Source organism: Staphylococcus agnetis (assembly GCF_011466855.1).
GTDB lineage: Bacteria > Bacillota > Bacilli > Staphylococcales > Staphylococcaceae > Staphylococcus > Staphylococcus agnetis.
The window spans coordinates 2,077,912-2,090,891 of sequence record NZ_CP045927.1; the positions used below are offsets into that span (position 1 = coordinate 2,077,912).

At 38.9% G+C, this 12,980-nt stretch carries 13 protein-coding genes; 5 read left to right on the forward strand and 8 right to left on the reverse strand.

Annotated features, from left to right (window positions below; translation table 11 throughout):
• Window positions 1–69: 69 nt before the first annotated feature.
• Together GJE18_RS10520 and GJE18_RS10525 are read right to left on the reverse strand one after the other, a co-directional pair.
• Window positions 70–384 carry a hypothetical protein gene (locus tag GJE18_RS10520; protein ID WP_107368977.1) on the reverse strand — a complete coding sequence of 105 codons (315 nt, stop codon included), beginning with the start codon at window positions 382–384 and terminating at the stop codon, window positions 70–72.
• A 324-nt stretch (window positions 385–708) separates the two neighbouring features.
• The gene (locus tag GJE18_RS10525; RefSeq protein ID WP_107368975.1) at window positions 709–2,088 is read right to left on the reverse strand and encodes an NAD-dependent succinate-semialdehyde dehydrogenase; all 1,380 of its coding nucleotides are present in this window, start codon (window positions 2,086–2,088) and stop codon (window positions 709–711) included.
• Between the two features lie 171 nt (window positions 2,089–2,259).
• On the opposite strand from GJE18_RS10525, the gene GJE18_RS10530 reads away from it, so the two are divergent.
• Window positions 2,260–2,610, forward strand: a complete 351-nt coding sequence (locus GJE18_RS10530) for a zinc ribbon domain-containing protein YjdM (protein WP_060551855.1) — start codon at window positions 2,260–2,262, stop codon at window positions 2,608–2,610.
• A 153-nt stretch (window positions 2,611–2,763) separates the two neighbouring features.
• On the opposite strand, the gene GJE18_RS10535 is transcribed toward GJE18_RS10530, so the two are convergent.
• The 4 genes from GJE18_RS10535 to dhaK form a co-directional block, all read right to left on the reverse strand.
• Window positions 2,764–4,005 (reverse strand): aminoacyltransferase, encoded by a 1,242-nt coding sequence (locus tag GJE18_RS10535; protein WP_165886147.1) that lies wholly within the window; start codon window positions 4,003–4,005, stop codon window positions 2,764–2,766.
• 303 nt (window positions 4,006–4,308) lie between these two features.
• Window positions 4,309–4,674, reverse strand: a complete 366-nt coding sequence (gene dhaM, locus GJE18_RS10540; protein WP_060551857.1) for a dihydroxyacetone kinase phosphoryl donor subunit DhaM — start codon at window positions 4,672–4,674, stop codon at window positions 4,309–4,311.
• Window position 4,675: 1 nt separating this feature from the next.
• Complete coding sequence (dhaL, locus tag GJE18_RS10545; RefSeq protein ID WP_060551858.1) at window positions 4,676–5,251, reverse strand: dihydroxyacetone kinase subunit DhaL; 576 nt, start codon at window positions 5,249–5,251, stop codon at window positions 4,676–4,678.
• 13 nt (window positions 5,252–5,264) lie between these two features.
• Entirely contained in the window at window positions 5,265–6,233 is a 969-nt protein-coding gene (gene dhaK, locus GJE18_RS10550; protein WP_060551859.1) for a dihydroxyacetone kinase subunit DhaK, read from the reverse strand.
• Between the two features lie 495 nt (window positions 6,234–6,728).
• On the opposite strand from dhaK, the gene glpT reads away from it, so the two are divergent.
• Window positions 6,729–8,090 carry a glycerol-3-phosphate transporter gene (glpT, locus tag GJE18_RS10555; RefSeq protein WP_107396996.1) on the forward strand — a complete coding sequence of 454 codons (1,362 nt, stop codon included), beginning with the start codon at window positions 6,729–6,731 and terminating at the stop codon, window positions 8,088–8,090.
• A 107-nt stretch (window positions 8,091–8,197) separates the two neighbouring features.
• Here glpT and deoB read toward each other — a convergent pair whose 3' ends face one another.
• On the reverse strand, window positions 8,198–9,373 hold the full coding sequence (gene deoB, locus GJE18_RS10560) for a phosphopentomutase (RefSeq protein ID WP_107368972.1): 1,176 nt from the start codon (window positions 9,371–9,373) through the stop codon (window positions 8,198–8,200).
• A gap of 29 nt (window positions 9,374–9,402) precedes the next feature.
• Window positions 9,403–10,065 (reverse strand): deoxyribose-phosphate aldolase, encoded by a 663-nt coding sequence (gene deoC / locus GJE18_RS10565; protein WP_165886148.1) that lies wholly within the window; start codon window positions 10,063–10,065, stop codon window positions 9,403–9,405.
• A gap of 234 nt (window positions 10,066–10,299) precedes the next feature.
• Here deoC and GJE18_RS10570 point away from each other — a divergent pair, with 234 nt between their 5' ends.
• The 3 genes from GJE18_RS10570 to hisD are packed head-to-tail and all read left to right on the forward strand — an operon-like array spanning window position 10,300 to window position 12,978.
• On the forward strand, window positions 10,300–11,136 hold the full coding sequence (locus GJE18_RS10570; RefSeq protein WP_085622985.1) for an ATP phosphoribosyltransferase regulatory subunit: 837 nt from the start codon (window positions 10,300–10,302) through the stop codon (window positions 11,134–11,136).
• On the forward strand, window positions 11,124–11,738 hold the full coding sequence (gene hisG / locus GJE18_RS10575) for an ATP phosphoribosyltransferase (RefSeq protein WP_107368610.1): 615 nt from the start codon (window positions 11,124–11,126) through the stop codon (window positions 11,736–11,738). The genes GJE18_RS10570 and hisG overlap by 13 nt, the downstream gene beginning before the upstream one ends.
• A complete protein-coding gene (gene hisD / locus GJE18_RS10580; RefSeq protein ID WP_171509156.1) occupies window positions 11,731–12,978 on the forward strand; it encodes a histidinol dehydrogenase in 1,248 nt (415 codons plus the stop codon). Before hisG ends, hisD begins: the two co-directional genes overlap by 8 nt.
• Window positions 12,979–12,980: the final 2 nt, after the last annotated feature.

Genomic DNA, 12,980 nt, shown 5'->3' on the forward strand with positions numbered 1-12,980 from the left:
CGGAAATGATTCACAAACTAAGAAGCCCTTCAACTGTTGCACACATACATAACAGTTGAAGGGATCCAATTAATGTTTACAATATTGATTAATTTTAATAAAGCACATCGTCATGACGACGACGCCAATGACTACTGGCACGAAGGTAAGTATACTGGAAGAAACTACACGTAATAAAATCGTGATGATGGCAGCCACTAACACACTCAATGCGCCCACGAGCCACAAATTCCATGCGGTTTGAATATGTGCTTTTGGTATTTGAGACATATCAAAATTTGCGACGAGCGCATTACACTTTCTCAAATAAATGATGAGTATCAATATTGCCACAAAAATCATAATTATGATGGATACAATACTCGCGATATCTATGATGGTCACCTACGTTTCTTTTTTAGTTGATTCATTTTATAAAATGCGTAGAGAGCAATAATGGTACACAATACGATAACTAGGATATACCACCACCCCTTAAATAGTATCGATGCAAATAGGAATCCTAAACCAAGATTAATCATGATGATGTATATATACCAATATGTCCACGCACGATTGCGTGTCGCCTCTGAAAATTGGTTGAAATTCATAATGAATATCATGTCATCCTTTTTCTTAAGATATGCGATTGTAATATACGCAATATTTAAAAATAACAGCACAAATACAATCAACTTCAACACGGTATACACTTCTTATGAATACAAATTATTTAATGTTAATTGATAAATATTTTGTTTCTAAATAAGGTTCAATACCTTCTATCGCGCCTTCACGCCCGTAACCACTTTCTTTCATACCACCGAATGGTGCGTGCGCTGCTGATGGCGCACCATCATTCCAACCGATAACACCATAATCAATTTCATTATATAAATAGAGACCTGTTCGATAATCATTCGTAAAGAAGTAAGCAGCTAAGCCAAATTCAGTATCGTTGGCCATTTGAATCGCGTCATCTAAATGTTGATAGCGCATCACTGGGGCAATCGGACCAAACGTCTCTTCATGCATGCATTTCATCTGTTGATTGGCATGTGTAATAACTACCGGCTTTAAGAAATTGCCTCCGATTTTAATGTCATCTAAAGAGCGTGATAACGTGCCACCATGTGTCGCTGCATCTTCAATGTGATCTAAAACTTTCTCAACCGCATCTTCATTGATTAACGGGCCTACTGTAACAGTAGCGTCGAAACCGTCTCCTACTTTCAACGCATGAACTTTTTCGATGAGCTGTGTTTCAAATTCTTCCGCAATGGCTTCATGAACATAAATGCGGTTGGCACAAATACACGTTTGTCCTGCATTTCTAAACTTGGATGCAATGGTTTGATCTACTGCAAGTTCAATGTCCGCATCTTTATGCACAATAATGGGTGCTAAACCACCGAGTTCCATCGTGACATTTTTCACAGTTGCTGCAGCTTGTTCGATTAACTTTTTCCCTACTGGTGTTGAACCTGTAAACGTTAATTTTTTAATATGAGGATGTTCATTAAACAACCGTCCGGCATCTTTACCACTTGCGACAATATAACTGATGGCATCTTTTGGAATTCCGGCATCGTGTGCGAGTTCCACGAGACGTTTCGTCGTGAGCGGGGTTTGGACAGCGGGTTTACACACAATGGTACACCCTGCCGCTAACGCTGGAGCCATTTTTCGTGTAATCATGGCCGCAGGAAAATTCCACGGCGTAATGGCACCAACAACACCAATTGGAAATTTATCAATAATGATCTTTTTATCTGGGGTATGCGCTGGTATTGTGCGTCCATAGGTGCGTTTGGCTTCTTCGGCATACCAGTCGACATAAGACACCGCATAGTCGACTTCACCTTTTGCTTCTTTGAGTGGTTTTCCACCCTCTAATGTAATCAGACGTGCCAGTTCATCTTTGTGTTGTTTAATTAAAGACGACCACGCCCACAATAAACGTGAACGTTCATGCGCATCCACTTTTCTCCAAGAGAAAAATGCTTGATGCGCTTTGTCAATTTGCGCATTAATATCTGATTCTTGGGTATAGTCTAGCGTGTCTACGATTTCATTTGTCGATGGATTCAATACGTTTAATGTTGCCATCTCATCACCTTTTTCTTATTAGATTTTATATTGCGATGACGTCGAATACAAAAATCATTTTCATAATATTATAATTTTATCGTAACATTTTCTAAAAATTGATACACACATTTACACCATTCTATGCTAGATTAATAAAGAAACTAAAATTTAAGAAAGTAGGTCATCATTATGACAACTGCGTTACCTAATTGTCCTAGCTGTGGATCAGAATACACATACCAAGATGGCGCTTTGTATGTTTGTCCGATGTGCGCACATGAATGGACACCAGAATCTGTGGCTGAAGCAGAAGAAGCTGCGATCATCCGAGATGCCAATGGCAATGAACTTAAAGATGGCGACACTGTTGCGGTCATTCGCGACTTAAAAGTGAAAGGTGCGTCTAGCACAATTAAACAAGGAACAAAAGTGAAAAACATTCGACTTGTAGATCCTGAAGATGGACATGATATCGACTGTAAAATTCCAGGTTTTGGTCAAATTGGCTTAAAATCAGAAGTTGTTAAAAAGATTAATTAATCCATCGAACGGTCGCTCAGTTTACTCCAATAAATACGCCTTCAAAGTCTTAAATGATGCACTTTGAAGGCGTATAATTTTACGTCAATATACACGTCATTGAATCTATATATGTTGTTAACCAGCCAAGATCAACAGAATTATCACCTTTGTTTAAGATCGATTAATTAGTTGATATAAGCGGTAACATAATGGCATAATTGGTTTGATAAAATCACCAATAAACTCTTCAACGTGTGCATTAAATCCCTCTTTAAAACGTTGCACACCGTAATCTTCCGCATCCTCTGAGAAATCGCCTGTAATCCCATAAAAATTATAGCGATCGATGCCATAATTTTTGGCAAATTGAATCATTTCCCATTGCAAGCGGTATGCCCCCATATACGCATTATATTTAGGGTTTGACCCACTTGAAAGGTAATATACTTCATGGTCATTATAAATATAGACAGCGGCTGCTAAATCGAGCACCTCACCATCCGATGCGATACGCGCTTGTGTCTCTTTAATTTTCTTTTGTTGACTCGCAACCTGTTGTTGCAGTTGTTGATATTTGTTTTTCGTTTTTTTCGAATTACTATTTTCTGCTAAAACAGCTTCTACTTCAGTTAGTAGTTGATTTAATTCGTCCAAACTGTCTTTATACGCGGTTAATAACTTATTCAAATCAATATAAGCTAACTTCAGCATGATGCGCTCACCGTAGATATCTTGTAACTGCTCGAAATATGCCAAATCACGGAACTTAAAGCCGTGTTTTTCTTCAGCCATACGAAATAATTTGAAAAAACGTTCTGTCTCTTCATATGGAAGCGTCATGACTTCGACACCCATTTCATATGTCTTTTTAATGTTACGTCGTGTTTGATAGCCCATTTCTTTGAGTAATGCATCAATCGACTTATCTTTTAAGTCTAGGACCGACAACCACCGGATTTGACTTGAAGTTGAATAGCCTACTGGATAGCCTTGATGTTCATAACCGAGTTTATGCATCACTTGAATGAGTGCTTGGTTATCATAAGATTTTATAATATTCCCTTTCGCATCTCTAATATTTTCTAACCAATACGGGTCAGTCAATACATATAAACAGCGTTGTTTTTTTAAATATGCAGTTAAATGATGATAGAAAAATTGCACAAGTGTAAGGTTATTAAAATCCATGATTGGTCCACGCTGCGTGTAAAAATACTTAAAAAACTTTAAGCATCGTGCTTCTGTTAATAAGCATGCTGCAATCACATTGTGTTGATCATCTTTAACACCAACTAGATGCGCGACCCCTTGTCTTTCTCGGAATAAATAATGTGACACAGTTTGTGTATAATGTGAAAAATGCGCCTGTGCAAATGTTTCGAATTCTTCCGACGTTAACGTAACAAATTGCATCTTTCAAACGTCCCTTCTTTTGATGTTTCCTACGGCATGAAAGTATCTCCCTTGGTGTTCAAACCCCTTACCGTTTTACAATATTATAACATTTACAACTTAACATGATACATATATTTACGAGACATTCGAATAATAAATATAATTAATATATTCACATAGTGAATTATTCAATGGAGTGAATACGTTTTAAACCTTTTGTTTTCACACTACTATTTCAAGAAAGTCTGAACGATAATTTTTAATATTTGTATCACATAAAAAAACGGGTTGCATCTTGCTACAACCCGTTTCACTCAATCATTACTTATCAAATTCTTCTTTAACCGCTTCAATCGCTTGATCAAAGTCGCCATTTGTTGTTAAAGACACACTCGCGAGGAAACTGCCTTCAACGATTGGTGCTGTAACTTTTTCAATCCGGTATTGCCCTGTATACATTTCAATGGCCATATCCAGATTCATTTCTGCAGAACCAATATCAAAGAAACATAAGGCATCACTTTCAAGTTGGTTAAGAACATCAGAAATTGCATCAAATGAAGTTCCAATTTCTCCATCCGCACCGCCAATAGCGATAACATCCACGTCTGGAGACATTTGACCTAATAGTTCTTTCGTACCTTCAGCAATTTTTTCACTATGACTTACGATAATTAAACTTGTCATCTTAATCCTCTCCAATCAGCGCGTTTAAGATATAGACACTACTTTGAGCACCTGGATCAACATGGCCTTTGGAATCCTCTTTAAAATAAGCAGCGCGTCCTTTTGTAGCAACTAAATCCTTTGTATCTTCGGCATAACCTTGAAGCGTTTTAAGCGTCACTGTTTCACCATTTTCTACTGCGTCTTTCGCACGATGAATAACGTCATACATCGTTTTTTCTCCACCTGACACTTTTCCACGTGCAGCAATAGCTTCTGTAAAAGCGGTTAAGAGTGCCACGAGCGTTTCATGATCGATTTCATCTTTAGCAACTTGTGCCATCTTTACGAAACTAAAACCATAAAGCGGACCAGAAGCACCGCCAATATTCGACATTAATGTCATTCCAGTAGATTTTAAAATACTTTCGACTGATTGATCGTCTAATTTATCTTTTAGAGCTTCAAAGCCACGCAACATATTTACACCGTGGTCACCGTCGCCGATAGCACGGTCTAATGCTGTTAAATGCGCTTCTTCGTTTTTAAATGTTGTTGCTAAATCAAGTAAACGTGCTTTCAATTGTTGTGCATTCATCTTGATGTCCTCCTTAATTATTAAAATAATGACTCGTAGTTGGTGCGTTTAACGCTTCCACGACGCCTTGATCAAACGGCGCTACCGTAAGTGAAAATCCTTGCATATCTAAAGACGTCATATAATCGCCAATAAACCAGCGTTTCACTGTTTTTCCTTTTTCTTCAAAAACCTCTGATACATATTTCGTCACAATATTAAGTTCAGAAAGTGGCGTACCTCCCATACCGTTAACCATTACAATTAAATCTGTTGCATCAACTTCAGTCTCTAATTTATCAATTAAGCGTGTCACAATGTCCTGAATCGGTTCTACATGCGTACGTTCTAATCCTTTTTCGCCATGAATACCGATTCCAATTTCCATTTCTGTATCTTCTATATCAAAGCCATACTGACCTGTTGTTGGCACAGCTGGTGGCGTCAACGCCATACCAATAGAGCGCACACCTTCTAAAAAAGCTTCTACTTTAGCTTTTATATCTGTCAGGTTTGTACCACTTTCAGATAAATATCCAGCGTATTTATGAACAAGCACTGTTCCTGCTACACCACGACGTTGGTCTATAGCATCAATAGCAATATCATCGCGAACAATCACTGTTTCAACTTGAATCCCTTCCATTTCAGCCATTTCTTGTGCCATTTCGAAGTTCATCACATCGCCAGCATAATTTTTAACAATTAACAATACACCATCACCATTATCAACAGCTTTAATCGCTTCAAGCACTTTATCCGGTGTTGGAGATGTGAAGACCTCGCCACATACCGCAGCATCTAACATCCCTTCTGCCACAAATCCTGCATGTGCCGGTTCATGACCGCTGCCACCGCCTGACACTAAAGCGACGCCCGATTGTTTTTTAGACTGACGTACAACAACGGTATCCGCCACTATATCTAACTCGGGGTGGGTGATTTTCAAACCGTCGAGCATGTCTTGTAAAAAATGTGTTTTCTCTTGAATCAGTTTTTTCATAATGATCACCTCATTGGGAACAACGAATGATTCCCTGTTTTGTTAATGTTTCCAAATTTATTATAACGCATAACGAAACGTCAACTCACGCCAAACCCTTTACTATATTCTAAAACTAAATACACATTGCACAATCCAACGTAAAGACTTCATTATTCTAACATAATGTCTTTATTCTAGATGTAAGCTATCGAATTCCTTAATCCTCTAAATTCCTTATTCTTTTTTAATCTTAACTCTACTGATATCATATCTTTAACAAATCATTACATTTTTACATGCTACATAGATATCAAATATTAAATACACTAATTTTTACATTTAACGTAAATATTCTCAACAATTGTAATCATGCCTTATTAATAGATCCAAAAAATTAATAATTATATTAAAAAGTTTATTGACAATAATATTGCCACTAACTATGATTATATTAAACGTAAACGCTTTCAGTTTATAAAGTATACATTTTATTTTGACATCAGGAGGTTGAATATGGCGAACTTTTTAAAACCCGCTAGACATATTGATCCACTACCCAAAGAGCAAGTCGACGATACATATAAGAAACTAAGATTTCAAGTTTTTCTTGGAATATTTCTTGGGTATGCGGGCTATTATTTATTAAGAAAAAACTTTTCTCTCGCAATGCCGGCTTTAATCGATGAAGGTTTCAGTAAAGCTGAACTCGGTTTCGCGTTATCCGCGATATCAATAGCATACGGTTTTAGTAAATTTGTGATGGGGACGGTCAGTGACCGGAGTAATGCACGAATATTTTTAACGCTTGGACTCGTTTTGTCCGCAATTGTGAATTTATTAATGGGTTTCATTCCAGCATTAACATCAAGCATTTCAATCATGTTTATTTTATTATTTTTGAACGGTTGGTTCCAAGGTATGGGATGGCCACCATCAGGCCGTGTGTTGGTACACTGGTTTAGTGTAAGTGAGCGTGGTAGTAAAACTGCCATTTGGAACGTTGCGCATAATGTTGGTGGTGGGTTAATGGCCCCTATCGCACTAGCTGGCGTCGCTTTAACTGGTACATTGTCATTTGGCTATTTAAAAGGTTTTGAGGGGGTCTTTATTTATCCTGCTCTTATCGCACTCATCATCGCCTTTTTCTCATATGTACTCGTTCGTGATACACCTCAATCGGTGGGCTTACCTCCAATTGAACATCATCGTAACGACTATCCAAGTCATTCACATGAAACGTTAGAAGTTGAACTGACTACAAAAGAAATCTTATTCAATTACGTTTTAAATAATAAATGGGTTTGGATGATTGCAATCGCAAACATTTTTGTTTATTTTGTCCGCTATGGCGTACTAGACTGGGCACCTACCTTCTTAAATGAAGCGAAAGGATTTGATTTAAAAGCATCCGGTTGGGCGTATTTCCTTTATGAATGGGCCGGTATACCTGGTACATTACTCTGTGGTTATATTTCAGATAAAGTATTTAAAGGGCGTCGTGGTCCTGCAGGATTTATTTTCATGTTGGGGGTAACAGTAGCTGTTATTGTTTATTGGTTAAACCCACCAGGAAACCCTTGGGTCGACAACATGGCATTAATCGCAATTGGGTTTTTAATTTATGGTCCTGTAATGTTAATTGGACTTCAAGCGCTAGACTATGTACCTAAAAAAGCTGCTGGAACTGCCGCTGGTTTAACTGGTTTATTCGGTTATCTCGGTGGCGCTGTGATGGCAAATATCATTATGGGTATTGTTGTAGATGCATATGGCTGGGATGCCGGTTTCATCTTATTAACAGTTATCAGTGTGCTTGCGATGATAAGCTTTATCTTCACTTGGAATAAGCGCGGTCAAGAAATTGTGAAATCCTAATTTTTCATAACCTTATTACTGTAATTAAATAGCCTACAGCGTTCCTTTTGGGATAAACGCTGTAGGCTATTTATATATGCATATGAACGTGGATGTCTATACGCTTTTTATTTTAAATCTTTTAAATAACTGCGACCATACTCTGGTGCTTTGACACCAAAGTTATCCGCAATCGTGGCGCCAATAGAACTGAACGTTGTATCAGTTTCTAATGCACGGCCTTCTTTAAATTTCGGACTATACCATAACACTGGAATATATTCGCGTGTATGGTCTGTACCTTCTGCCGTTGGGTCGTTGCCGTGGTCTGCCGTAATGATGAGTAAATCATCTTCTCGCAAGTTTCCTAATAGCTCTGGCAAGCGTTCATCAAAGTCTTTTATCGCTTGGGCATAACCTGGTTTGTCACGGCGATGACCATATAATGCGTCAAAATCGACTAAGTTTAAAAAGCTTAAACCTTTAAAGTCTTTTTGGACGATTTTCATTAATTGGTCCATACCGTCCATGTTACTTTTCGTACGGACAGCTTCAGTGACCCCTTCGCCATCATAGATGTCATTAATTTTACCAATCGCAATAACGTCATAACCGTCATCTTTCAAAGCATTCATGACCGTCGCGCCAAATGGTTTTAACGCATAGTCATGACGGTTACTTGTACGCGTAAAGTTACCTGGCTCACCTACGTATGGACGTGCGATAATACGCCCAATTAAATATTTAGGATCTTTCGTCAGTTCACGCACTTTTTCACAAATGTCATACAGTTCTTCTAAAGGAATGATGTCTTCATGCGCTGCGATTTGAAGCACAGGGTCTGCCGATGTATAGACAATCAAGTCTCCCGTCTTCATTTGATGTTCGCCCCACTCATCAATAATTTGTGTCCCTGATGCTGGGCGATTCGCAACGACTTTACGTCCGGTCATCGCTTCGATGTCTTGAATGAGTTCTTCTGGGAAGCCGTTTGGATACACTTTGAACGGCTGCATAATATTTAAGCCCATCATTTCCCAGTGGCCAGTCATCGTATCCTTACCGACAGACGCTTCGCTTAATTTATGATAGTACGCCATCGGATGGTCTACCCGGTCGATGACCGGTAAGTCATCAATGTTACCTAAACCCAGTTGTTGTAAGTTGGGTAATGTTTGGCCAAAACCTTCTAATGTGTGACGGAGTGTATGAGACCCTTCGTCTCCAAACTTGTGGGCATCTGGCGCTTCACCAATTCCCACAGAGTCCATTACGATTAAATGTACGCGGTTAAATGTTGCCATTGTAACCCCTCCTTTTGTCTGATGCTTGCTTAGTAGTCTGAATCGGATTCTAAACCTTGCATAATTTGAACACCTGCACTCGCACCAATACGTGTCGCACCGGCATCAACCATTGCTTTGAAATCGTCTAAGTTACGTACACCGCCGGACGCTTTTACTTCAAGTGCATCGCCTACTGTTTCTTTCATTAACTTCACGTCTGCGACTGTAGCGCCTCCACCTGCAAAACCTGTCGATGTTTTCACAAATGTCGCGTGTGCAGCTTTCGCGAGTTCACATGCTTTCACTTTCTCGTCATCTGTTAATAATGTCGTCTCAATAATGACTTTAACTGTTTTACCTTGTGCAGCTTTCACGACCGCTTCAATATCTTTTTGAACATCATCATAACGACCATCTTTTAATGCGCCGATGTTGATCACCATATCAATTTCATCAGCCCCATTCTCAATGGCATTCGTCGTTTCGAACGCTTTCACTTCAGGTGTATTCGCACCTAATGGGAACCCAATAACCGTACACACTAAGACATTTGAATCTGCCAATTTCTCATGGGCATACGCAACATGTGTAGGATTCACACAAATCGATTTAAAGTGATAGCTTTTCGCTTCGTCAATAATCTTGTCGATTTGCGCGCGTGTCGATTCCGGCTTTAATAGTGTATGATCAATATATTTTTCAAAATTCATAAGAATTGCTCCTTTTTCTTTGTTTCATCATATGTATTATACAATGTGACCCATTAAAAAACGATTATTTATACTTTCTAAAACCGTGTCTACATACGTATCTTTATACCAGAAGAACCTCAACTATTTTAATTTTTCAGAAAAATCATTGAATTTAGATTTATTCCGTGCTAGTATGGAAACATCATTTTAAAAACACTTTAACATGGTAGAGAGTAAAAGCGAGGTGGATTTATGACAAATGCTGTCATACAGAAAAAATTATATGAACTTCAATTTTTACAACGTGCTGAAAAACAAGGGTTTGCGATTATCGATACAGACTTTATTGAAGCATTACATTGGACGCAATTGTCTCAAGATGATTTGACGCAAATGCAAGAGCGTTCAGTTTGGCAAAATGAAACGACGCTTTATGCCTTACGTAATGACTTTACAGATCAATTGAAACGCTATTATGCCGTTTATCAAAGACATCACGATTTAATTGCTTATAGTGGGCCTATCGCAAGACACCACGAGGTTGCTACACATCTTGGACTAGAATGTTACGAACCGACCATTCAACATATTCAATCTGCATACCAATTTTTCAAATCTTATATCGAGTCCGTCTTACATGACCAGATTGATTACGTTGTACTCGGTCATTTTGAGTTGATACACCTTTTATTAGGAGCAAAAGCTGAAGATCGTACGCTATTAAATTTATTAGAACAACGTAATATGTCAGCACTCGCAACTTACTTGAATGTCTCACATCCACTCATTCAACTGCTCAATACACCTACAGATGCACAATTAGATAAATTACACACGTTATATCCTGAAGACCATCGTATTTTACAAAGTTTAACGCGGTGGACGACCTTCTTAAAACAAGAAGGAATCACGAACATTCATCTTGATATAACACCACAACCACCACGGTCTTATTATAAGGGGACCTTTATTAAAAGCCACTTGTCTAGCGGCAAAGTATTATCCGGTGGCTTTTATCACGATGGTCTTAAAGGGTTTGGACTTGGACTCACACTCGATGAAAAGGAGGATAGTGTATGCTCACGATAGCGCTCGCCAAAGGACGACTTATGAAAAGTTTCATTGCTTTTTTAGAAAATAATGGAAATACAAATCTTGCCACACAACTCAACCATCGCGGTCGTGCGTTACAACTTGTCACGCAAGACTATCGATTTTTATTCGTTAAAGGATCTGACGTCCCCAAATATGTCGAACAAGGCAATGCTGATATTGGTATTACCGGAAGCGATATATTAGAGGAGGCATCCTATGACGTCAATCAATTGCTTGCCCTCCCTTTCGGCCATTGTCATTTAGCAGTCGCAGCTTTCGAAGGCACGCAAACCTATCAAAAAATCGCAACCTCTTATCCTAATGCCGCAGCAACATACTTTAAAGCAACCGGTCGCGATGTTTCTATTATCAAATTATCAGGTTCAATTGAACTTGCGTGCGTCATAGGTATGGTGGATGCCATTGTCGATATCGTTCAAACAGGCAACACATTGAAATCCAACGGTTTAGTTGAAAAAGAACATATTCAAGATATTCAAGCACAACTCATTACAAATCGGCAAAGCTTTTTTAAAGTTTCAAAAGAAATAGATGCATTTATTCAACACTTGGGGGTGTCACGCATTGATTCTTGACGCACAATCATTTTTACAACAATTGCATAACACAGCACCTTTTGATGCTCAAATCCACACGGCTGTCGCAGAAATATGTACGCGTGTTAAACAAGAAGGTGATCGCGCATTAGTCGCTTACACAAAGGCATTCGATGGACATGTGCCTACTTCACTAGAAGTCCCTCAACACATGCTCAAAGAGGCCTATGACACACTAGATATTGAATTACGCCAAGCTCTTGAACATAGCTATGCACGTATTGCACAATATCAATCTCAAATACGATATAACGATGGGGACGCTACAAATGATATGTACGAAACATACCACCCATTAGAACGGGTAGGCATCTATGTACCAGGTGGCAAAGCAAGCTATCCTTCAACAGTACTCATGACAGCCACCCTTGCCAAAGTCGCTGGTGTATCAGATATCATCGTCGTTACCCCATCCCAAAATGGCAACATCGCTCAAAGTGTGTTAGCTGCTTGTTGGATTACTGGCGTGACACGTGTTTTCCAAGTCGGTGGCGCCCAAAGTATCGCAGCACTGGCGTATGGTACGGAAACGATCCCTAAAGTTGATAAAATCGTGGGCCCTGGCAATCAATATGTAGCTTATGCAAAAAAATATGTTTACGGTGAAGTCGGTATCGATCAAATTGCTGGTCCGAGTGAGATTGCGATCATTATCGATACTTCCTGTGATTTAGATGACATTACGTATGATATTTTTGCACAAGCAGAACATGATGAACTCGCGCGCACTTTCGTAATTTCAGAAGATAAAGCTTTACTCCAACGCCTTGAACGTCATATTCAAACGAAAATCGCTTACGCTGAGCGAAAGGCCATTTTAACCGAAAGTATGCAGCATCATCATTACTTAATTCATACAGAAAGTTTTGAAGACAGCTGTCGCGTTTTAAATGATATTGCACCAGAACATGCATCTATACAAACTAAGTCCCCACAACAATACGTGCCGTATATTCATTATGTCGGAAGCTTATTTTTAGGGCGCTGGTCGCCTGAAGCTATGGGGGATTATATCGCTGGACCGAGTCATGTTTTACCTACGAATGGTACAGCACGTTTTCAACATGGTTTAAGCGTCAATGATTTTTTAACAAAACATACGGTCATTCAACTTTCTAAAGAGACGTACGACCATACCTATCACGATGCGGTATTACTTGCTCAAGATGAAGCACTCTATAATCATCAACGTTCATTATTAATAAGAAAAAAGAGGTGACA

Coding starts and splice junctions, on each gene's coding strand:
- GJE18_RS10525 (WP_107368975.1), bottom strand. CDS start 2,088: ATGGCAACATTAAACGTATTGAATCCATCGACAAATGAAATCGTAGAC.
- GJE18_RS10530 (WP_060551855.1), top strand. CDS start 2,260: ATGACAACTGCGTTACCTAATTGTCCTAGCTGTGGATCAGAATACACA.
- GJE18_RS10535 (WP_165886147.1), bottom strand. CDS start 4,005: ATGCAATTTGTTACGTTAACGTCGGAAGAATTCGAAACATTTGCACAG.
- dhaM (WP_060551857.1), bottom strand. CDS start 4,674: ATGACAAGTTTAATTATCGTAAGTCATAGTGAAAAAATTGCTGAAGGT.
- dhaL (WP_060551858.1), bottom strand. CDS start 5,251: ATGAATGCACAACAATTGAAAGCACGTTTACTTGATTTAGCAACAACA.
- dhaK (WP_060551859.1), bottom strand. CDS start 6,233: ATGAAAAAACTGATTCAAGAGAAAACACATTTTTTACAAGACATGCTC.
- glpT (WP_107396996.1), top strand. CDS start 6,729: ATGGCGAACTTTTTAAAACCCGCTAGACATATTGATCCACTACCCAAA.
- deoB (WP_107368972.1), bottom strand. CDS start 9,373: ATGGCAACATTTAACCGCGTACATTTAATCGTAATGGACTCTGTGGGA.
- deoC (WP_165886148.1), bottom strand. CDS start 10,065: ATGAATTTTGAAAAATATATTGATCATACACTATTAAAGCCGGAATCG.
- GJE18_RS10570 (WP_085622985.1), top strand. CDS start 10,300: ATGACAAATGCTGTCATACAGAAAAAATTATATGAACTTCAATTTTTA.
- hisG (WP_107368610.1), top strand. CDS start 11,124: ATGCTCACGATAGCGCTCGCCAAAGGACGACTTATGAAAAGTTTCATT.